Origin of the sequence: Maribacter polysaccharolyticus, from assembly GCF_028882255.1 — a bacterium.
Lineage (GTDB): Bacteria > Bacteroidota > Bacteroidia > Flavobacteriales > Flavobacteriaceae > Maribacter_A > Maribacter_A polysaccharolyticus.
Genome location: NZ_JARBUY010000003.1, coordinates 29,632 through 51,644, shown reverse-complemented (window position 1 = coordinate 51,644; position 22,013 = coordinate 29,632). Strand labels below are relative to the sequence as shown.

Genomic DNA, 22,013 nt, shown 5'->3' with positions numbered 1-22,013 from the left:
TTGTAAAGGAAATCGTTTATGGTCATTGGGGTCCCATCAACCATCAAACCCATTAAAAACCGTAGTTTACGGTAAAGACGATCCTTTGCCTTCGCGTATAAAAGCACTTTACCCATAAAAAGACCCGAATACTTCCCTGGCCCTATGATTCGGCAAAAAAAGGGATTTCGAATCTAGTCGTTCAGTTTTAAAACGGCCATAAAGGCTTGTTGTGGAATTTCTACATTACCCACTTGTCGCATCCGTTTTTTACCTTTCTTCTGTTTTTCCAACAATTTACGTTTCCGGGAAATATCCCCCCCATAACATTTGGCGGTAACATCCTTACGAAGTGCCTTAATGGTTTCCCTGGAGATGATCTTTGAACCGATGGCGGCCTGGATGGGGATATCAAATTGCTGTCTCGGGATGAGCTCACGTAATTTCTCACACATTTTCTTCCCTATATTGGTCGCATTATCGGCATGTATAAGGGCGGATAAGGCATCTACAGGTTGTGCGTTCAGGAGGATATCGACCCGTACCAACTTCGAGGTACGCATTCCGATCGGGGCATAGTCAAAGGAAGCATAGCCTTTGGATACGGTTTTTAACCGATCGTAGAAATCGAACACGATTTCCGCCAAGGGCATATCAAAATTCAATTCCACCCGTTCCGTAGTCAGATAGGTTTGGTTGGTGATGACACCTCTTTTTTCGATACATAACGACATCACGTTCCCTACAAAATCGGCCTTAGTGATTATGGTCGCTTTTATATACGGTTCCTCAACGCGATCGATCGTTGATGGATCGGGAAGGTCAGACGGATTGTTCACGATCAAGGGAACCTCAGGATCCTTTCGGGTAAATGCATGATAGCTTACGTTGGGAACGGTAGTGATCACCGTCATATCAAATTCACGCTCCAACCTTTCCTGGATGATTTCCATATGGAGCATTCCCAGGAAACCACAACGGAATCCGAAGCCAAGGGCGGCACTACTTTCGGGGGTAAACACCAAGGAAGCATCGTTAAGCTGTAATTTCTCCATGGAAGAGCGTAGCTCCTCAAAATCCTCTGTATCCACTGGGTATATCCCCGCAAAAACCATGGGTTTTACATCTTCGAACCCCTCAATAGGGTTTTTGGTGGGATTGTTGGCATCGGTAATGGTATCCCCTACTTTAACTTCCCTCGCATCCTTGATACCGGTAATCAAATAACCCACGTCCCCTGTCCGGATCACTTGTTTGGGCTGTTGTGTCAATTTCAAGGTACCTACCTCATCGGCATAGTAATCCTTATCGGTTGCCACGAATTTAATTTTTTGGCCTTTTTTTATTTCCCCATTAATGACCCTAAAGTAGGTTTCGACACCTCTGAACGGATTGTAAACCGAATCGAACACCAATGCCTGCAAAGGTTCATCGGCAACACCCTTAGGGGCAGGGACCCGCTCTATGATGGCGGCTAGAATCGCTTCGATACCGATACCGGTCTTGGCACTGGCGGGAATCACCTCTTCGGGATCACATCCTAAAAGGTCTACGATATCGTCGGTTACTTCCTCCGGGTTGGCACTTGGTAGGTCAACCTTGTTGAGTACGGGAATGATCTCCAGATCATTTTCCAGGGCAAGGTATAGGTTACTTATGGTTTGGGCCTGTATACTTTGGGCGGCGTCCACGACCAACAGCGCACCTTCACAAGCCGCAATGGAACGGGAAACCTCATAGGAAAAATCAACATGCCCCGGAGTATCGATAAGGTTCAGGATGTATTCTTCCCCTTTATAAATGTAATCCATTTGAATGGCATGGCTCTTAATGGTAATACCACGTTCGCGTTCCAGATCCATACTATCGAGAAGTTGCGCCTTTTTTTCACGTTCTGTTACCGAACCGGTAAAATCAAGCAACCGATCGGCCAAGGTACTTTTACCATGGTCGATATGGGCGATAATGCAAAAATTTCGTATTTTTTTCAACTTCTCTATAGATTAAATATCGGTTATCATTGGTCTAGCTTCCATAAAGAAGACCTTTTCCTTTAAAAATGCAAATATAATGCAAAATAAACCTTACTTGTTTTAGGGGGTGCATTTTAAAGCCAAGGATGGTGTGTAAAATGAGCGTCCACTGGCCATAGACCGAAAATTTTATTGCACTGAACCAAGGGGCGACCAAAATATTCATACGGCAATCGTTTATCGATAGCCGCCGTGCGAACGATCTTTCAAACTCCTGGAAAAGAGTATTTTGTAACTCCGGGATCCATGAAAAGGCCTGATTACCCTTCAAGGCAAAGTAAATATGGGGCCTTTGGCACCTATAGGGAATGGGGCCAATATTGAAAATATTGATTGAAACTTACATAAATCTGTAGGATAATTCAGTTAAAATTTGTTAAATTCACCAGCCAATTCAGTGTCTTCGTGAAATATAGCGTTCTAATCTTTATTTGCATATACCTACAGTTAGCCGGCAACCTTCTGCATGCACAGGAATTTTCAATCGAAGGTAAGGTAATGGATACTGATAATGAAGTCGTATGGTTGGCCAATGTACTGTTGTTGAGCCCCAAGGATACCCTCCTGATCAACGGCTCTTCCACGGATGAAAATGGGGCTTTCAAAATCAACCATGTACCCATGGGGGACTATTTTCTCAAAGCCAGTTACCTAGACAATGAATCCGAATATGTAGCGGTAACCATTGCTGCGGATACCAATGTTGGGGTGCTTTCGATCTCCAATACCGCACAGGCTTTGGATGAGGTCGTTGTCACTACCCAGAAACCAAGGGTTGAACGTAAGGTAGACCGTCTGGTTTTCAATATCGAAAATACCGCCTTTTCGGACAGTGATATATGGGATGCCCTAAAACATGCGCCAGGGGTCGTGGTCATTAACAATGAACTTTCGGTCAATGGCAATAAGGATATTGGGATCATGATCAACGGTCGAAAGGTAAATATACCCAAGGCCGATGTCATTAACCTCCTTTCGGGAACCTCGGCAAGTAATGTGGAGGCCATAGAGGTCATAACGAATCCCCCTTCGAAATACAGTGCGGAAGATGGGATGTTGATCAACATTACCATGAAAAAAAACCTGATCTCGGGGTATAACGGGGCCGTATTCAATAGGTATACCCAAGGGGTTTATCCCAAACATACCTTGGGTACGGATCATTATTTCAAGGGCAAAAAAATGGGATTTTCCGTAAATTACAGTTTCAATAAGGAAAAATGGTATACCCGTTATACCGACATTACCAATTATATGGAGGATGGGGAAGTTACCTCCACGTGGCAGGCCCAGGAAGATTACCTTCGAAAACGGGAACGCCATAATTTCAATGCGTTTTTCGACTATGCGTTTGATGACCGGAATATATTGACGCTGTCCACGTTAAACCAGTGGAACCCGAGGGTAGACCGGTTTTACCATACGGTAACCGATATTACCGATGCCGATGGGGAGGATGTTTCCAGTTTTATCACCACGAACGATAGCGGGGAACAGCAGCTCAATTCATCGTTTTATCTCGATTTCGTGCATAAACTCAAGAATAAAGGGGCAGAGCTGTCCGTCAACAGTCATTTTACGTTTTATGATTACGAACGGGGCCAGGATTTGAATACCGTCTTTTATGATCTTGACGGTACCCAAACCGATCAGAATGATTTTCTGACCAATTCCGAACAGCGCATCAATCTATTCAGTATACAGACCGATTTTGTTACCCCAGTGGGCACTACGTCAAAGTTTGAGACGGGACTTCGGTTTGCGGGTATCCACTCGGGGAACGACATCGCCCAATCGGGTTTTGATCGGGACCAACCGGGAATCGATCCCACCGAATCGGCCACTTTCGATTATGATGAAAGTATCTTTGCCGGCTATGCCAGTATAGACAATTCATGGGATAAATGGGATTTTAAGGCCGGATTGCGGGGAGAGCATACCCATACCATTGCGTCATTGGATATTTCGGATGATATTACGAAAAACGACTATTTTAAGTTGTTCCCCTCCCTTTCGGTCAAATATACCCCCAATAAGAACCACGAGTACCATTATTATTATTACCGAAGGATCACCCGTCCCCGTTACAATAGCTTAAATCCGTTCCAGGTTTTCCAAAGTTACAATTCGGTGATCGAGGGCAATCCGGAACTTTTGCCCGCAACGCGCCACTATATGGCCGGGGGCTATACCTTTAAACGGGCCTATACCTTTGAATTGTTCTATAAAAATAGGGTGAACAATACCGAATTGCTGGTTTTTCAGGATAATGACAATGAACTGTTGCGTTTTATCAATTCCAATATGATCAGGGACATCGCCTATGGTTTTAATGTAACCGTAAGTAAGAATATCACCAATTACTGGCATTTCTATTTTATGGCCTCTACCTCCTATATGGAGAATAATTTTACGGATCTTGATTCTGGTGAAGCGGTTGAGAATGCCCTGTGGAATACCTATATACGATCCAATAGTGGATTTTCCCTTTTAAGCGATAGGAGCCTAAAGGCAGATATCAGCGTGCTTTATTCTTCGCCCGTAGCCATCGGTAATTCGAGGCAGGAAGATTATTTCAATATGGGAATTTCCCTAAGAAAAACCGTTTTCAACAAAAAGGGGAGCATTTCTTTGGGGATCGAGGATATTTTCAACGAGGCCAGCCTCTTTAATACCAGGAATTACCTAAGCCAGAACAACACTTCGTATTACAAACCCGAAAGTAGGTTACTGGTCATCGGTTTCCGGTATAGCTTTGGGAATACGAAAATCCGCAGTAATGAAAAATCGAAGCGGGTAGAGGAGCGCAGTAGGATCTAATCTTGCCATTCGGCAATGAACAGGTTGGTGTCCCTGCCACCGCCGTTGTTTCGATTACTCGAAAATGCCAAATACCTGCCATCATTGGAAAAAACGGGAAATGCATCAAAGGTCTCCCCATGGGTAACCCGTTCCAGATTCTTCCCATCAATATCGATCAGGTACAGATTAAAAGGAAATCCTTTCTCTGCCTCATAGTTGCTCGAAAACAATATTTTTTCCCCAGAGGGGTGAAAAAACGGACTCCAATTGGCATTCCCTAAAAATGTAAGTTGTTTTAAATCGCTCCCATCGGCATTGCAGATAAACAGTTCCATTTCGGTGGGTTGTACCAACCCTTGGGCCAAAAGGTCTTTGTATTCCTTTATGGCTTCCGGGGTTTTGGGACGTGAGGCCCTAAAGATCAATTTGGTACCGTCCGGGGAGAAAAATGCCCCACCGTCATAACCGAGCTCATCGGTAATCTGGGTGACCCCACTTCCGTCCAAGTTCATGGTATAGAGTTCCAAATCGCCGCTTCGGGTAGAAGTGAACACGATTTTATCACCTTGTGGGGAAACCGTGGCTTCGGCATCATATCCGGGTTCATCGGTCAATTGAGCGGTGATATTGCCTTCTAAATCGGATACGAAAATATCGAAGGAATCGTATACCGGCCATACGTATTTTCCGTTTTTACGTAAAGGCACTTCAGGGCATTCGGCATCGGCCAAATGGGTAGAGCCGTACACAAAATGTTCGTTATCGGGAAGAAAATAGGCACAGGTGGTCCTGCCCATTCCCGTACTGACCATTGGGGGTTGGCTGTCTTTAAAGGTTTCCCCTACCTGCATCAGAAACATTTGGTCGCACCCTAACCCCCAAGCGGGGTTGTTCGACTGGAATATCATTTGTCGGTCGTCAAAACTCCAATACGCCTCGGCGTTGTCGCCCCCGAAAGTTATTTGGCGTATGCTTTTGAAGTGTTTTTCCCCGGCATAGATCAAGGTATCGGAGCCCGCCATCAATGAGGTGGGTTTTTCATTTTCCCCACGAACTTTTTTGGGCTCACTTTTACAGTTGACAAAAAGGAATACAAGTGCGAAATAGGGTAAAAATCTCATAAGATGTTTATTTTTGGTATAAACTCGGTACAAAAATGGTAAAAAAGTTAGTATTCCTGCTTATTTTAGGTACTAGTGTTTCCTGTAAGCAAGAAAAGGCGACCACCTACGATCTTCGCGACGATGTATTTTATTTGGCCAGTGATAGCCTTCAAGGTCGTGAAACCGGTACCCCCGGGGAACTTGTGGCTGCGGAATATATCAAGGAAAGAATGGAAGGATTACACCTTAAACCCGCAGGGGATTCGGCATCCTATTACCAAACCTTTTCTTTTAGTCCAAGGAAAGACCCCCATCAACAGGTTTCCTTTGACAAGGGGAACGGTACCGTTACGGGCACCAACGTTATTGGGTTTGTCGATAACGAAGCGGAAAATACGGTAATCATCGGGGCCCATTACGACCATTTGGGTTTGGGGGGAGAAGGTTCTTTGTACCGCGAAGGTGCGGCGATCCATAATGGGGCAGATGACAATGCCAGTGGGGTTGCGGTCTTGCTTCAATTGGCCGATAGCCTGCAACGGCATGGACCAAAGAACAAGAATTACCTGTTTATGGCTTTCTCCGGGGAAGAGATGGGGTTATTGGGAAGTAATTATTTTGCCAAAAACCCCACCCTGTCTTTGGAATCGGTTTCCTATATGATCAATATGGATATGGTCGGAAGGCTTCGGGAAGACAAGACGTTATCGGTAAGTGGAACCGGTACCTCCCCCATATGGGCACAAGTGCTCAACGCCACGAATCCCGGCTTTGAATTGGTCCTCAAGGAGTCCGGGGTGGGGCCTAGCGACCATACCTCTTTCTATTTAGCGGACATACCGGTATTACACTTTTTTACGGGACAACATAAAGACTACCACAAACCTACCGACGATGCCGATAAATTGAATTATGACGGTATGCAAATGATTACGGGATACATCTTGGAGGTCATTGGTGAACTGGATGACGACCCCAAACTTGTTTTTAAGAAGACCAAGAACGAAAGTGAGGAAGTACCCCGTTTTAAAGTCGCTTTGGGTGTGGTACCCGATTATCTTTTTGACGGCAAGGGGATGCGTATCGATGGGGTCAGCGAAGATAAACCGGCCTGGAAAGCAGGCTTGCAGAAAGGCGATATCGTGGTGCAACTGGGAGATAGTACCGTGGTCGATATGATGGGCTATATGCGGGTCCTTTCCACTTTTGAAGAAGGAAATACTACGAAAGTGACTGTAGACCGCAATGGAGAGAAGATTACCGTAGACCTTACGTTTTAATACCAAAACATCAAGTTTAGGTTAACCTTGGGTTTTGTCGTTGTATGTCTTTTTTGGTTTGGATACTTTAGTCCCGATTAATAAAAAGAACATATGTCAGCGATGAAATCCAAGGGTTGCTTTGTTGGTGCTCTTGTAGTGCTTTTCACTTTTTCCTGTAAAAGTAAATCCCAGCCCAATGCGGTCACCCTTCAAGAACAGGGGCATGGTCATGTACATGACTCCTATCACGGCGATGTCCCCGCCCATAAATTGATTTTCCCGTCAAAAGTACCCGATAGGATCATTGCCAACCTTACGGAGGACCCATCCCATAGTTTTGCCGTCAATTGGCGCACCGATCAACGTGTACAACAAGGTTTTGTGGAAATCGCCAAGGAAACCCACGGGCCCGATTTTCTTTTGGAAGGACAAAGGAAACGCATAATGGCCACGACCCTGACTTTCGAGAATGAAAATACCAGGGACAACGAACCTTTGGTAAAGGCCGCCTACCATGCTGCCCTGATTGATGGTCTAGAGGCGGGTACGACCTATGTGTATCGCGTGGGTGACGGTACCGAAAGTGATGTGGCCTGGAGTGAGTGGTTCCAGATCGAAACCGCCAGTGCGGATGCCAACGAATCGTTTGGGTTCATTTATTTTGGGGATGCCCAGAACAACGTAAAATCGATGTGGTCCCGGGTCATCCGAAAATCCTATCAAATGATGCCCAAAGTGGATTTTATGCTGCATGCCGGTGACCTTATCAACCATAGCGAGGCCAATTTAGAGTGGGGGGAGTGGTTTTATTCGGGCGGGTACATCCATGCTTCGGTACCGAGTATCATGACCCCGGGAAACCATGAATACCATGACGGGACCTTATCTTCCCTTTGGAAACCCCAATTCAACCTTCCCGAAAACGGCCCCATCGATGCGGTTAGGGAAACCTGTTATGCCGTGGACTATCAGAACATGAAATTGATCTCGATAGACGCCATTAGCCTGCAACGGGATGAAGCCTCGAAAGCGGCCCAAGTAAAGTGGTTGGATTCCGTTTTAGCCACCAACACCAAAAAATGGACAACCCTGACGATGCACTATCCCATATATTCCACAGCCGAAGGCCGTGACAATACGGTATTGCGGGAGGCCATAAAGCCGTTGATCGACAAGTACGGGGTAGATTTGGTACTTCAAGGCCATGACCATACCTATGCCCGGGGATATGACCGGAACAAAGGGCAGGGGCTTACCGTGGTCGAGGATGCCGGGACGGTCTATGCCGTATCGGTCAGTGGGCCAAAGATGTATACGTCACAAGATCGGGACTGGATGGTAAAAAGGGGGGAATTCACCCAGCTGTTCCAAATCATCACGGTCACCCAGGATACGATCCATTATGGTTCCTATACCCCATTGGGCGGTTTGTATGATGCCTTTGATTTGATCAAGGATGCCAAGGGCAATAAAACATTGATCAATAAGGATGCGGAAATACCCACACGCTTTAAAACCGATTTTAGTAAGCAGGAATAGGGCCGACCGTCTTTTGTAAGGGATCGGTCAGGACCATGCCATGCACCTTTTCACCTTGGTTGGGAGGGGTATTGGCCTGACCGTAAGGGCCAAAAATCTTAATTTTTTGTCTTCGGGGCACTTTTCCCGTATTTTTGCCCTCCAAAACAAAGAGATGCCTAAGATCGGAGACATTCAATTACCGGATTTTCCCTTATTGCTTGCCCCAATGGAGGATGTGAGCGATCCCCCTTTTCGTGCCTTATGCAAGGAACAAGGGGCCGATGTCGTTTACACGGAGTTCATTTCTTCCGAAGGCTTGATCCGCGACGCCGCAAAAAGTGTCATGAAACTCGACATTTACGAAAAGGAGCGTCCGGTGGGGATACAGATCTTCGGTGCCAATCTCGACTCGATGTTACAATCGGTAGCGATCGTTGAAAAGTCGAATCCCGATATCATCGATATCAATTTTGGGTGTCCGGTCAAGAAGGTCGTCAGTAAGGGCGCGGGTGCGGGCATCTTAAAGGATATCGATTTAATGGTATCCTTGACCAAGGCCATGGTAGAGCATACCAAACTCCCCATTACGGTAAAGACCCGATTGGGGTGGGACCAAGATTCGATAAAGATCGTTGAGGTTGCCGAACGGCTTCAGGATGTGGGCTGTAAGGCCATCTCCATACACGGGCGCACCCGGGTACAGATGTATAAGGGCGTTGCCGATTGGGCCCCCATTGCCGCGGTAAAGAACAACCCCCGTATGCATATCCCGGTCTTTGGGAATGGGGATGTGGATACCCCGGAAGCCGCCATGAAAATGCGCGATGAATTTGGGTTGGACGGTGCCATGATCGGAAGGGCCAGTATCGGCTATCCTTGGTTTTTTAAAGAGGTAAAACATTATTTTGCCACAGGTACCCATTTGGCGCCCCCCACAATGCAAGAACGGGTCGCTGCCGCCCGTAGGCATTTACAGATGGCCATTGATTGGAAAGGCGAAAAACTAGGGGTTTTTGAAACCCGTCGCCATTACACCAATTACTTTAAAGGCATCCCCAATTTTAAGGAGTACCGGATGAAAATGGTGACCAGCGACGAGGCTGCCGACGTGTTTGCGGCCTTTGATGAGGTATTGGACAAGTTCGGGGATTACGCCTTTTAGGGCTAATGGATGGAAATCAATTTTTTGGTGATCCTACTACTTGCAATTTTGGAGGCGATGATCCCCAGTACAACGATCGTTGCCAAGACAATCACGATATTGATCCACTGGTATTCTACGGGATAGGCCAGGGAAGGGGTGATCTTCAACCACCCAAAGGCCAATTGCGACCAGATCAACAACGATGCCAAGAGTACCCCAATGAGTCCGCCTGCCCCGGTAACGAGGACGCCTTGTACAAAATAGACCCTTCGTAGGTCCTTGATGGTGGCGCCCAAACTGTAGAGCGTTTTGGAGTTCTGTTGTTTGTCCAAGATCATCATGATAATGGCCCCGACCACATTAAAAAGGGCGATGATCAATACCAAGGTAAAAATGAGATAGGTGGCCAGATTTTCGGTATTGAGCATACGGTATAAGGAGCTGTTTTGTTCCTCACGGTCCTTTAGGGTAATCGTATCATCGAATACGGCAGTGATCTGTTTCCGAAGTTCCGGGGTATCGGCATCGGGAAAGAGTTTAAAGTCGATGCCGGAAACTTGGGTAGTGTCTTTTTCCAAAAGGGCCTGTACGAGGGCCAGATCGGTGAAAACGTATTTATGGTCCAGGTTTTCTTCCACCGAATAGACCCCACTGATCACCAGGGGGAGCTCATTATAGGGTTTTGATTGGGAAATGGAACCTTTGCCGGGTTTTGGGGCGATGACCACCAAAGGGTTCCGGGTTTGGTTAATGGTCAACCCCAATTTATTGGTCAGTCCAATGCCCGCCACCCCCTGTTGTGGCACAAAAAACCAATTCCCGAAAATGAGGGCGCTGTCGATTGCCGTGGTTTTGGTATAGCCTTGATCAACCCCTTTGATATAGGCAAAATGGTTCTTGCCTTTATGGGTAAAGGAAACCTGTTCTTCCAACTCCTTGGCATAGGAAAGAATACCTTCGATCTGTGAAAGGGCCTTATCCTGTTCGGGGGTAACGCTAAAGAACTTTCCCGTCGTTGGGGTAGCTTTAAGGTCGGGGTCGAAGATATTGGTGTAGGATAGGCTAAAGGTCTTTAGGCCGGCAAATCCCGAAAGAACGATGAACAAGGAAGCCGATCCGATGACGATCACCAAAAAAGTGACAAAATTAATGATGTTCACAGCGTTTTGGCTGCTTTTGGAACGTAGGTATCGTTGTGCTATGTAGAACGGAAAATTCAATGGGTCGGCCTACTTTTTTTTACGTTTATCCAGAAGGTCCCGGTTTACGATCGGGTTTTCATCCCCTTTCAAGGATTTTTCTATTTTTTCGATATAGTCGAGCGAATCGTCCAAGAAGAACAATAGTTCGGGCACCCTTCTGAGTTGGTGTTTGGTACGTTGGGCCAGCTCGTGTTTGATCAGGGGTTGGTTCGATTTGATGCCTTCCATCAATTCCTTGGCGTCTTTATTGGGGAAGATACTGAGATAGACCTTGGCGATGGAAAGGTCTGTCGTCACATTCACCTTGGATACCGAAATCAAAATACCGGTCAACCCCCCATCCAAGGCGGCCCGTTGTAAGATTTCAACGATATCTTTTTGAATTACCCCTGCGATCTTTTTTTGTCGTTGTGTTTCCATAGGGCAAAAATACGCAGAAATACGGGTAAAATGGATTTATGGCACCATTTCGGTAAAAATGGGGTGTTTTGAGGCGGTTTATGCTTGCGACGTTTAAAAATAAACACTAATATTGCATCCGCAAATTGCGGGTCCCATAGCTCAGCTGGTTAGAGCATCTGACTCATAATCAGAGGGTCCTTGGTTCGAGCCCAAGTGGGACCACGGTAACAACGACAAGCCTTTCGAGAAATCGAGAGGCTTTTTTGTTTTTGGTGGGTCGAACGTTTCATTTTTCTTTTGTACCAAAGATTATTTATTCATCTATAAATTAGGAACAATGAGTAATAATATTTGAAAGACAATTTGTTATTATTGTCCGGCACGCCATAAAACTTCAAATTCATTTATCTGATTTTAAGCCTACACGAAAGGAAGTAAAGTCTTTGGCATATATGATTTGGGATTGAGTTGCTGTATACGGTTTTTGCTCTTTTAACGTAGTAAATAGTATCGTTTATATTCTTACTAAAGTAATTGTTTCACTGATTTACGGAATTGGATGTAGTTTTTGTCTTTACGTTCTTATTTCTATTTCAATTATTGGAAGTTGTGACCTCGCGGACGAATTTTTTACCCAACCGACCGTTTACAAAGAAGGAAAACAGTTGTACAAAAACCTTGGTTTTTCTTTTTCAGAGGACAAATGAAACGAATGTATGCTAAGTTACTTTTTAAGAGTTCATTAATTCTGTAACATCTTTTGAATCTTTTTTCGCAGTTTTTGTTTCTGGTTTTGGACACGGACTCCAGGCCCAATGGAATATCACTTATGGTCAGGCTGATTGAATATTTAGTGATTTTGGAAGGTATTCTGATTCCTTTTTTCCTTTATTAGTGTAGCCTTCCCTATGATAAGCCTTGGTCATTCCCGATAGTCCCGATTGTTATTCGGAGGGATTAAAAGGTCAAATAAAGGATGAAATAAGACTCTTTCTCGGCGATCCAAAACAAAATTAAAAGTTCAAAAAAAGGATTGGTTTTTAACCACACCAAATTATCTTTGGGTTCGTCTAAATTTAAAATGGCACCTAGACTGCCAATCTGTGGTAGTAATTTGATTATTTTTACATATATCGTAAAAAATAGGAAATTGCCTACAAATACTCTTAATGTTACACGTTGATTAATGTTAAATTTGGAATTGAACCCAACCACAAAATGACTTCAAGGAATTATATGAGAGTAATGGTTATTCATTTATGGGCATTTTTATTCTTGATTTTCGGCAATGCACAGGAAAATCGAATTAAGTCAAGTAATCAACGAATTGAATCATTTAAAAGCGAACAAGGATTTTACCAGAATTCGGTAAATGATATTGTAGCTGATTCTAAAGGTTATATATGGATTGCTACTCCAAATGGCCTAGTCCGATACGATGGGTATAACTTTGAGTATTATTACCACAATCAGGAAGATCCCGAATCCTTGGCAGAAAATCATATCTCCAAACTTTTTAGTGATTCGAAAGGGAGATTATGGATAGGGTCCCGAAAGGGGTTAAGTGTCTTTTTAACGGATAAAGAGCAGTTTGTACCAATAAAAAGTTCTGCCGAAAAGGAAATTTTAATAAAGGAGGATGCTCTAAAACGGGTATGGGTCGGAAACGGTTCCGGTTTAACCGTTTATAATTCCAACTCGAGTCTTTTAACTCAGGTAGATGTACTTGCGGAAATCAGCTTTGAAAAAGATTTTGAAGGAAATCCAATCACTGATATGATTTTTCTTTCCCATTCAGAATTATTGATTGCCACCAAGCTTAAGATCTATAAGGTGGAATTGGAAGCGGGTTCTTTTCATCCGGAAACGATTTCAGAATTGAAAATAGATTTCAAGGTCGATGAAATAAAAAAACTGATTAAAATCAACAATTCAATTTGGATAGGGACCAGTTCAGGGCTTTATCATACGTTCAATGAAAATAATCACCTGATAACAGTAGGTGATTATTTATGTACGGATATAGATGCTTTAGATAAAAAATGTGAAATCCTGGCCCTTTACCAGGATAGGGAAAAAAATTTATGGATTGGCACAAAACAGAATGGTGTTTTAAAATATGATTCAAAAAATACTGCTTTTACATCTTTCAAATTTGATGCGAAATATAAAAATGGTTTAACAAGTAATCGAATTAATTCATTCTATGAAGATGCCTTTGGAGTTCTTTGGATCGGAACTGCGCATGGAGGATTGAACAAGTTTGATAAGAACCAGAAACCTTTCCAGAATTATTCCCATAATCCATACGATGATAAATCCTTATCCAGCAATTTGATTACGGATATTACGGAAGATAACGAAGGGAGGGTCTGGTTTTCTTTTTTTCAAAGTACAATATGTAGAACCCAGGAAATATTCGATTTCAAAATGGGGACTCAAGTTCATTTTAAAAGACTTGATGAACAATTGGGAAGACTAAAAGATGAATGGGTACTACGGCTCTATCAGGATAGGAAAGGGTTTTGGTGGGTAAGCACCACTAAAGGGCTCTATTTATACGACGAAAAAAGGGATACGTTAATTAAAGTTCAATTGGAAATAGAAGGTGAATTGGTTGATCCGACCTTTAATAGGGTAATTGATCAGATCGCCCCTAATCAAATCCTATTGGGAGGATCCCATATCTATATGCTGAATGATCCTTGGTCGAAAATCCTAGATTATAAACCAGTGAAGGTTGAAAAGGAATTAGTGCATTTAGGTGCGAACAGTCAAATCAACGACTATGTTAAGGATAGTTATGGCAATTGGTGGTTTGCTTCTGTTAATGGTGTTTTCAGGGTGGTTAAAAAGGAAGGTACATGGGTTGTAAAGGACCACATGACAAGTACGGCAAGGGAAGAAGGCCTAAAGCTTTCACATAATCGAATTTTCACCATCCATGAAAATAAAAATAAAGATATATGGTTAGGGAGTTTTGGAGGGGGATTGATGAAAATAAAGCTAAGCGAAATAGGAGAGCCCTTAGAAATAAAAAAGTACCAACGAAAAGATGGTCTTCGCGATGATGTTATTTATGGAATCCTAGAGGATGATAAAGGTCTATTGTGGATGAGTACCGATATGGGCATTTGTTGTTTTGATCCCTCGAACGATACTTTTAATTTCTACGATATTAATGACGGGACTTCAAGTAACAATTTTCGTCAATCCGCTTACCTCAAAACCAAGAATGGAATCTTTTTGATGGGCGGGGTAGATGGGTTAACGATTTTCGACCCGAAACAAATAACAAAGAATGTCATTCCTCCCAAAATTTCAATTTCTAGATTAAGAATAAATAATCAACCGGTAGTCCCAGGTAAAGAAATCAACAATGAGGTTATTCTCGAGCGTTCAATTTCAGATACCGATACTATAATCCTTAATCATGAAAATAGAAATCTTTCATTGGAAATTATAGTACAGCATAGTGCCACGCCGAATAAAAATAAACTCGCATACAAATTGGAAGGGGTAAACCAGGATTGGATTGAAATCGATGCTGGTAAAGCATCCGCAACATATACCAATTTAGGTGCAGGTACTTTTAATTTCATATATAAGGGGAGTAATGGAGACGGAATTTGGACCGAACAAACCGGAAATTTTACAATAAAGGTCTTAGCACCATGGTACCTAAGGTGGTGGAGCATTTTGATTTTGGTATTGTCATTGATTGCGATGATATACGCGATTTTCAAATATTTGGTAGGGTTTGAGAAATTGAATCAGAAACTGAAATTTGAGCAGTTGGACAAAGAAAGGGTTCATGAGATGAACCAAGCGAAATTGCGTTTTTTCACCAATATTTCACATGATTTCAAAACCCCATTATCACTGATTATGGGGCCTTTGGAAAAGATCGAGGAGCGAAATATAAACGTTGAGGACAAAAAATATTTTTCAATCATAAAAAATAATATCTCAAGGCTTCAAAGGTTGATCGATCAGCTCATCTCTTACAGGAAAGCTGAAACCGGTCATTTGGAATTGGACTATTCAAAAACCACCTTGGGTAATTTCATTTATCCCTTAATAGAAGCTTTTGAAGATTATGCACAAAGAGCAGGGATCAACTTTTATTATAAGGTACAGTCCCCGAACAAATCGATTGTTTTGGATTTGGATAATACCGAACGTATCTTATTGAATTTGTTTTCCAATGCGGTTAAATATACCGAATTGGACCGTGAAGTGAGCATTGAAGCCGGAGTACTCAATACCGGGAAATCAAAGTCTTTTTATATTGAAGTTTCCAATAGTAGTAAAGGGATTCCAAAAGATAAAATCGAAAAAATATTCGATCGTTTTTATAGGGGGGTAGATGACTATGGTAGTTGGAGAGGGACCGGAATTGGTCTTGAACTCTGTAAAACATTGACCGATTTAATGAATGGATCCATTTCCGTAAAAAGTGAAGTGGACAATAAAACGGTTTTTAGGGTAGAACTTCCCTGTAATAAAAAATTATATACCGAAGAAAAAGAAAATAAAGGTCAGCACAGGAATATAGTCATTGATTGGTTGCCCACTGAAATCCAAAGTACCCAAGCACACACAATTGATAATTCCCTCCCTAATTTATTGATTATTGATGATGAGAAAGATGTGCGATCGTTTTTGTTCGAGGCCTTTAAAAACAAATACCGGGTTACCTTGGCCGTTGACGGTGAGGACGGGTTGGAGAAATTGAAGGAAAATCCTCCCCAATTAATAATTTGTGATGTATTGATGCCTAAATTGAATGGCTATGAATTTTGTAAGAGGGTAAAAAACAATACGGATTTTTGTCATATCCCCGTGGTTTTACTAACCGCTATGGAGGATAGTGCAAAGAAAATCAAAGGATTCGAACTTGGTGCTGATGATTATATCATCAAACCTTTTTCAGTTAAACACTTAGAGGTCCGTGTTGAAAAACTCATAGAGAACAAACAACGGATTTTTGAGCATTACTCTAGGAATAGTTTCATTCCGAAAGACTCCCTAATACCTTCTGAAAGAGACAAAGAATTCTTGGAAAAAATCAACCGCTCCATAGAAAAAAATATGTCGAACTCAATATTCGGGGTAGAGGAACTAGCCTCGGATATCAATATGAGCACATCCCATTTTTATAGAAAGCTAAAAGAACTGACCGGACAGGCCCCGAACCTATATCTTAGGAATTTCCGATTACAAAAAGCTGCACAATTATTGACCGAAAATAAAAATTTGACAGCAGCCGATGTTATGTTCGAAATAGGAATAGAATCAAAGTCCTATTATTCGTCTGCATTCAAAAAAATACATGGTCTTTCCCCTTCCGAGTTTGTGAAAAAAATAGTTGATTAGAGGATAGAGTATCTTTAAAGCCCTGTAAAATGGGCGTTTTATGATGCTCATTTCGATCTGCGTAAATCTTGCAGGCACAAAGCATGATATGAGTAGATCTTCTACCTATTGTATTTGCAAATTTGATACCGTACAATGAATCCCATGAAAATCCAGTGGTTGAGACCTTGGCCCCTTTTCGGGAATAAAGATTGCCAACCGTTAAGTGATCAACCCGATTTTAGAATCATCCATAACCGGATACACCTTTGAAAAGAATACATTGTAACTCTTTCCCAAGGTATTTTTAGGATATTCAATTGGATCTTTATCGATTTATTATTTGATGGGAATCAAAAGATTCTTTTAAGTTAATTATATGGCAAACACAGGGAAAATCCTATTACAACTATTTGTAGTACTACTTTTTACGAACCATGCTTTTTCGCAAGTAAAAGATGAAAATTCCCAAGGTATGGATGAGATGTGGGGGGAGGCTTCCGCTGTAGGTTCTGCATTACGGGATGGTAAAGGCAGGTTTTTTGACGAAAGTAATTTCGGAATGTTCATTCATTGGGGGTTATACTCTGACTTAGCTGGCAGATGGGAGGGTAAAACCTATTATGGTATTGGGGAATGGCTTATGAATCCCAAAGTAGCGAACATTCCGCCTAAAGAATACCAAAAAGAGGCAAAGGAATTCAATCCATCAAAGTTCAATGCCAAGGCCATTGCACAACTTGCCAAGGATGCAGGCATGAAATATATTATCATTACAAGCAAGCATCATGATGGATTTGCGATGTTCGATTCTAAAGTAAGCGGGTTTGATATTGTCGATGCCACTCCTTTTGGAAGAGATCCAATGAAAGAATTGTCTGCCGCATGTCATGATTTAGGATTGGGATTTGGTTTTTATTATTCACATTATCAAGATTGGACAACCCCAGGAGGTGCCAACGGGCCTAAAATCAATGAAGATGGTAGCGCGGCATCATTTAAAGAGTATTTCTATAATAAATGTAAACCCCAGGTAGAAGAAATCTGTACCAATTATGGGGACATCGATTTTGTATGGTTTGATACCCCTGGTGGAATGCCAAAAGAATACGTAGTGGAATTGGCAGATACGGTAAGGGCACTGCAACCCAATGCCATGCTATGTAGTAGACTTGGTTACGGATTGGGGGATTATGTAAGTCATGGAGACATGGAGGTGCCTCCCGTAAATTTGGATATTTTATGGGAAAGTTGTGACACCAATAATGATTCTTGGTCTTATGCTTGGTACGATAATAACTTTAAGAGTCCAAAAGAAATATTGCACAGGCTGATTTCAACCGTGGGTAGAGGGGGGACTTATTTATTCAATGTAGGGCCGAATGGAGAAGGGGTCATTCCGAAAATCGGGGTACAATTTTTAGAACAGGCAGGACAATGGATAAAAAAGTATCCCCAAGTTGTTTACGATGCCGGGAGTTCACCTTGGGGCCATGCCTTACCTTGGGGAGATGTTACAACACAAGGAAATTCATTGTTCCTTTCGGTATTTGATTGGCCACAGAATGGAAAATTGTATCTACCAGGTCTAGAAACCGATATCGTTTCCGCAACAATAATTGGAGGTAAAAATACGAAAGAGCTGAAATATGCAAAGAAAGGTAATTGGATCATATTCGATGTGCCTTATAAAATACCGGATTCTCCAGTTGCTGTAATCGAGGTCAAATTAAAAAATGAGGCAGAGGTTGATCAAACACATGGTATTTATCCAAATATTGAAACCACGATATTAACCGATTTTGCCAAAGTTTCCGATGTAGAGAAAAAATCAATCCGATGGATGGAAAAATTTGGAGAATGGAAAAAAACAACCCAAGTCTCTAAATGGGGAAAAAACGGAGTAGCTGAATGGGAAGTGGATGTTTTGGAACCTGGTTATTACTATTTAGAGTTAAACTACAAGGGAGAAGGCCGGTTGGTTTGGGGAACAAGGACAGATGAAGGTATTTTGGTTCAAAATGAGCAGGCAGCCACGAATAAATACCAAGCTTACCCTATGGGGATCTTAGAATTTAAAACAGCCGGAAAGCATACTATTTCTGTTTCATTAATTGAGGGAAACCCGGAAACCTCAAGCTTGAAATCCTTAAAAGTAATGCCTATAAACTAAATAAAAATAATACCTAGAATAATCAATTAGCTATTAATTTAAATAAACTAACTTAAATTATGAAAAGAATTCTATTTGCATTTATGGTTACTTTATCCATTTCTGTTTTTTCCCAAGAAAGAACAGTGACGGGTATTGTGACAGATGATACCGGACAGCCACTTCCAGGTGCAAGTGTAGTTATCAAAGGGACGACTAACGGTACCCAAACAGATTTCGATGGAAATTTTTCCATTATTATTAACGACGACAAATCCATTTTAGAAGTTTCTTATGTAGGTTTTGCCAAGCAAGAACTTGCTCTTAAAGGTAAAAGTTCGCTAACGATAATATTGTTGGAAGATGCTGAAGCTTTGGATGAAGTCGTAATTATTGGCTACGGAACGGTGAAGAAGAAGGATTTAACAGGTGCAGTGGCTACTGTAGATACTGATAAAGCTTTTATAGTACCAGTGTCCAACCCACAGAATGCGCTTCAAGGAAGGGCTGCGGGTGTTCAGGTTACTTCTTCCAGTGGGGCCCCGGGTAGTACACCGGAAATAATCATACGGGGTGGTAACTCAATAACCGGAGGTAATTCCCCATTGTATGTGATTGATGGCTTTGTAGGGGCGGATAATATATCTTCATTGAACCCTAATGATATTGAGTCTATGCAAGTATTAAAAGATGCATCTTCAACTGCAATATATGGCGCAAGGGGAACAAATGGTGTAATCATCATTACTACAAAAAAAGGTAAAACAGGTAAGCCTGTAGTGAACTTCAGGGCTTCTTCCGGGGTTCAAAATTTACCAAATGAGATTGATGTGCAATCAACGTATGAATTGGCGTCATGGTTTAATGATATTTCTACAGACCAAGACAATTTGCCTTTTGACTTAAATGACCTTCCGGAAACAAATACCAATTGGCAAAAAGAGTTGACAAGATCGGCTGTTGTATCGGATTATCAGTTATCTGTAAGTGGAGGTAGTGAAGCAATAAAATACTATGTATCCGGGGGTTACTTAAACCAAGAAGGTATAGTAATAGGTTCTGGTTTTGAAAGGTACAGTTTGCGTTCCAATGTTGATTTTAAGTTGTCAAAAGTTTTTAAAGCGGGGCTTAACGTTTCACTTTCCAGAACCGATAAAGAAAATAATACCGTAAGTTTCACAGATTTGCTTAGAGAAGATCCGTCTAAGCCTCTTTATGATGATGAAGGTAATTATTATATCGGTACAAACCCTATTCTAGGGACCCAAACGGATCATGTGTTGGCCGATGCGTTATTGAATGATGATAATACCACTTTAGATAAGATTTTTATCAATACGTATGTTCAGGCAGGACTCTTTGATAATAAGCTAATTTGGAAATCTACTTTTGGTGGAGATTTCATTAACAACAAACGTCATCGTTTTACGCCTTCGACCAATCCAAGTTATATTATGAATGACAATCAATTGGCAACAGCAATAATTAACAGATCCAATAATGAAGAATTCTTAAATGAAAACACCCTTAATTATTCTGAAACGTTTGGTGACCATGCTATAAATATTTTGGCAGGAGCCTCTTTTCAGACCCAGAATGGTGAAAGTGTTCAGATTAGGGCAGCCGATATACCCAGTGATGGTGTAGGGGTAAATGCCATTCAGCTGGCACCTTCGGAAAGTGTTGCAATAAATTCCAGTTATAGTGAAACCCATCAACTTGGTGTTTTCGGTAGAATAGGCTATATCTATAAAGACCGATATGTTTTCAATGCATCGCTTAGAAGGGACGGTAAGTCAAGTTTAGGAGTTAATGAAAAATATGAGAACTTTCCGTCTGCGTCTTTTGCATGGAAAATAAAAGAAGAATCTTTTTTAAAAAATGTAGATGCTATCAGTGACCTTAAATTGAGGTTAAATTATGGTAGGACGGGAAATTCTGGAGTCAGTCCATTTTCTACAATCGCAAATTATAACATCGATAACAATACAATAGTTGTCGATGGGGTGGCACTGGCAGGTGTAACACAGGGTAACCTTGCAAAACCGAATCTTGGTTGGGAAATCACAGATCAATATGATGCCGGTCTTGAAATTTCTTTGTTCAAAAGAAGGCTTTCTGCAGAGATTGATGTTTACTATAAAAAAACATCGGATTTGTTATTGAACGAGAATTCGCTCGATTTTACAGGATTTACGACGATACTAACGAATATCGGTTCCGTTGAGAACAAGGGTATCGATATCAATTTAAAAGGGACGATAATTCAAACGGATAATTTTCAATGGAATGCTTCCCTGAACGTCTCTACATATAAAAATAAAGTATTGGATTTGGGACAGAGCGATTATCTTTCGGTTAAAAACCTAACTGCTCCTGCTTCCGATGAAAGTAGTAGGTTGATTGTCGGTCAGCCGGTTGGGGTGTTTTGGGGCGCTAAATATTTAGGCTTTGACCCTGATACGGGCGATGCCATTTTTGAGGACATAAGTGGCCCAGATGGGGTGCCCGATGGGGTATATAGTGGGGATTATGATGATCAAATTATAGGAAATTCCAATCCTGACTTTTATGGCGGCCTACAAACCAATTTTACATATAAAAATTTCGATTTGGGAGCATTCTTTGCATTTAGTGTAGGTAATGAAAACTATAGTGAAGAATTTTTTCGTGTAAATGAGATATCAGTCAACAGCTTTGCTTCTATTCGCAGTGGTATGTACTCTGTGAATAATACTACCAACGCAAAGTACCCTGCCTTTAACAGTGATAATTATGACCTTTCTAGTAGTCTATACGTACAAGATGCCAGTTATTTACGGTTAAGCTCTTTACAATTGGGGTATAATTTACCTTCTGATTTGATTGGTGGAATTGACAAATTTAGGGTCTATTTTACAGGCAGTAACTTATTCTTGGTTAAATCCAATGATTATGTAGGTTTTGACCCCGATGTAAACACGGGTGCCACAGGCCAATTACAACGAGGTTTTGATGCCATAGCATACCCACAAAGTAGGTCTCTGCTTATTGGGGTTGATGTTTCCTTCTAAAC

The 22,013-nt window shown here is 41.9% G+C and carries 11 protein-coding genes and 1 tRNA gene; 8 read left to right on the top strand and 4 right to left on the bottom strand.

From position 1 onward, the window contains the following. Window positions 1-173: 173 nt before the first annotated feature. Window positions 174-1,970: a translation elongation factor 4 gene (gene lepA, locus PHU20_RS09900; protein WP_274825213.1), complete on the bottom strand. Its 1,797-nt coding sequence runs from the start codon at window positions 1,968-1,970 to the stop codon at window positions 174-176. Between the two features lie 447 nt (window positions 1,971-2,417). Between lepA and PHU20_RS09895 the strand changes: the two genes are divergently transcribed. Next, on the top strand, window positions 2,418-4,832 hold the full coding sequence (locus tag PHU20_RS09895; RefSeq protein WP_274825212.1) for an outer membrane beta-barrel family protein: 2,415 nt from the start codon (window positions 2,418-2,420) through the stop codon (window positions 4,830-4,832). On the opposite strand, the gene PHU20_RS09890 is transcribed toward PHU20_RS09895, so the two are convergent. Next, window positions 4,829-5,935, bottom strand: coding sequence for a TolB family protein (locus PHU20_RS09890; RefSeq protein WP_274825211.1), 1,107 nt, complete (start codon window positions 5,933-5,935; stop codon window positions 4,829-4,831). The two genes, PHU20_RS09895 and PHU20_RS09890, sit on opposite strands and share 4 nt — an antisense overlap. A 35-nt stretch (window positions 5,936-5,970) precedes the next feature. Between PHU20_RS09890 and PHU20_RS09885 the strand changes: the two genes are divergently transcribed. From PHU20_RS09885 to dusB, 3 genes are all read left to right on the top strand, one after another. After that, window positions 5,971-7,197 (top strand): M28 family peptidase, encoded by a 1,227-nt coding sequence (locus PHU20_RS09885; RefSeq protein ID WP_274825210.1) that lies wholly within the window; start codon window positions 5,971-5,973, stop codon window positions 7,195-7,197. Window positions 7,198-7,290: 93 nt separating this feature from the next. Continuing rightward, the gene (locus tag PHU20_RS09880) at window positions 7,291-8,718 is read left to right on the top strand and encodes a purple acid phosphatase family protein (protein WP_274825209.1); all 1,428 of its coding nucleotides are present in this window, start codon (window positions 7,291-7,293) and stop codon (window positions 8,716-8,718) included. A gap of 154 nt (window positions 8,719-8,872) precedes the next feature. Continuing rightward, window positions 8,873-9,862 carry a tRNA dihydrouridine synthase DusB gene (gene dusB / locus PHU20_RS09875; protein WP_274825208.1) on the top strand — a complete coding sequence of 330 codons (990 nt, stop codon included), beginning with the start codon at window positions 8,873-8,875 and terminating at the stop codon, window positions 9,860-9,862. A 2-nt stretch (window positions 9,863-9,864) separates the two neighbouring features. Here dusB and PHU20_RS09870 read toward each other — a convergent pair whose 3' ends face one another. Together PHU20_RS09870 and rbfA are read right to left on the bottom strand one after the other, a co-directional pair. Further along, complete coding sequence (locus PHU20_RS09870) at window positions 9,865-11,064, bottom strand: ABC transporter permease (protein WP_274825207.1); 1,200 nt, start codon at window positions 11,062-11,064, stop codon at window positions 9,865-9,867. A gap of 9 nt (window positions 11,065-11,073) precedes the next feature. Next, on the bottom strand, window positions 11,074-11,466 hold the full coding sequence (gene rbfA, locus PHU20_RS09865; protein WP_274825206.1) for a 30S ribosome-binding factor RbfA: 393 nt from the start codon (window positions 11,464-11,466) through the stop codon (window positions 11,074-11,076). A 130-nt stretch (window positions 11,467-11,596) separates the two neighbouring features. Here rbfA and PHU20_RS09860 point away from each other — a divergent pair. The 4 genes from PHU20_RS09860 (at window position 11,597) to PHU20_RS09845 (ending at window position 22,011) form a co-directional block, all read left to right on the top strand. Then, window positions 11,597-11,670 (top strand) — tRNA-Ile (locus PHU20_RS09860). Between the two features lie 1,014 nt (window positions 11,671-12,684). Continuing rightward, entirely contained in the window at window positions 12,685-16,827 is a 4,143-nt protein-coding gene (locus tag PHU20_RS09855) for a hybrid sensor histidine kinase/response regulator transcription factor (RefSeq protein ID WP_274825205.1), read from the top strand. Between the two features lie 358 nt (window positions 16,828-17,185). After that, entirely contained in the window at window positions 17,186-18,979 is a 1,794-nt protein-coding gene (locus tag PHU20_RS09850; RefSeq protein WP_274825204.1) for an alpha-L-fucosidase, read from the top strand. A 59-nt stretch (window positions 18,980-19,038) separates the two neighbouring features. Continuing rightward, window positions 19,039-22,011 (top strand): SusC/RagA family TonB-linked outer membrane protein, encoded by a 2,973-nt coding sequence (locus tag PHU20_RS09845; RefSeq protein ID WP_274825203.1) that lies wholly within the window; start codon window positions 19,039-19,041, stop codon window positions 22,009-22,011. Window positions 22,012-22,013: the final 2 nt, after the last annotated feature.

Excerpts from the sequence above, each read along its gene's own strand:
- PHU20_RS09855 (WP_274825205.1), top strand. The coding sequence starts at position 12,685 with ATGAGAGTAATGGTTATTCATTTATGGGCATTTTTATTCTTGATTTTC.
- PHU20_RS09880 (WP_274825209.1), top strand. The coding sequence starts at position 7,291 with ATGTCAGCGATGAAATCCAAGGGTTGCTTTGTTGGTGCTCTTGTAGTG.
- PHU20_RS09845 (WP_274825203.1), top strand. The coding sequence starts at position 19,039 with ATGAAAAGAATTCTATTTGCATTTATGGTTACTTTATCCATTTCTGTT.
- PHU20_RS09890 (WP_274825211.1), bottom strand. The coding sequence starts at position 5,935 with ATGAGATTTTTACCCTATTTCGCACTTGTATTCCTTTTTGTCAACTGT.
- PHU20_RS09885 (WP_274825210.1), top strand. The coding sequence starts at position 5,971 with ATGGTAAAAAAGTTAGTATTCCTGCTTATTTTAGGTACTAGTGTTTCC.
- dusB (WP_274825208.1), top strand. The coding sequence starts at position 8,873 with ATGCCTAAGATCGGAGACATTCAATTACCGGATTTTCCCTTATTGCTT.
- PHU20_RS09850 (WP_274825204.1), top strand. The coding sequence starts at position 17,186 with ATGGCAAACACAGGGAAAATCCTATTACAACTATTTGTAGTACTACTT.
- rbfA (WP_274825206.1), bottom strand. The coding sequence starts at position 11,466 with ATGGAAACACAACGACAAAAAAAGATCGCAGGGGTAATTCAAAAAGAT.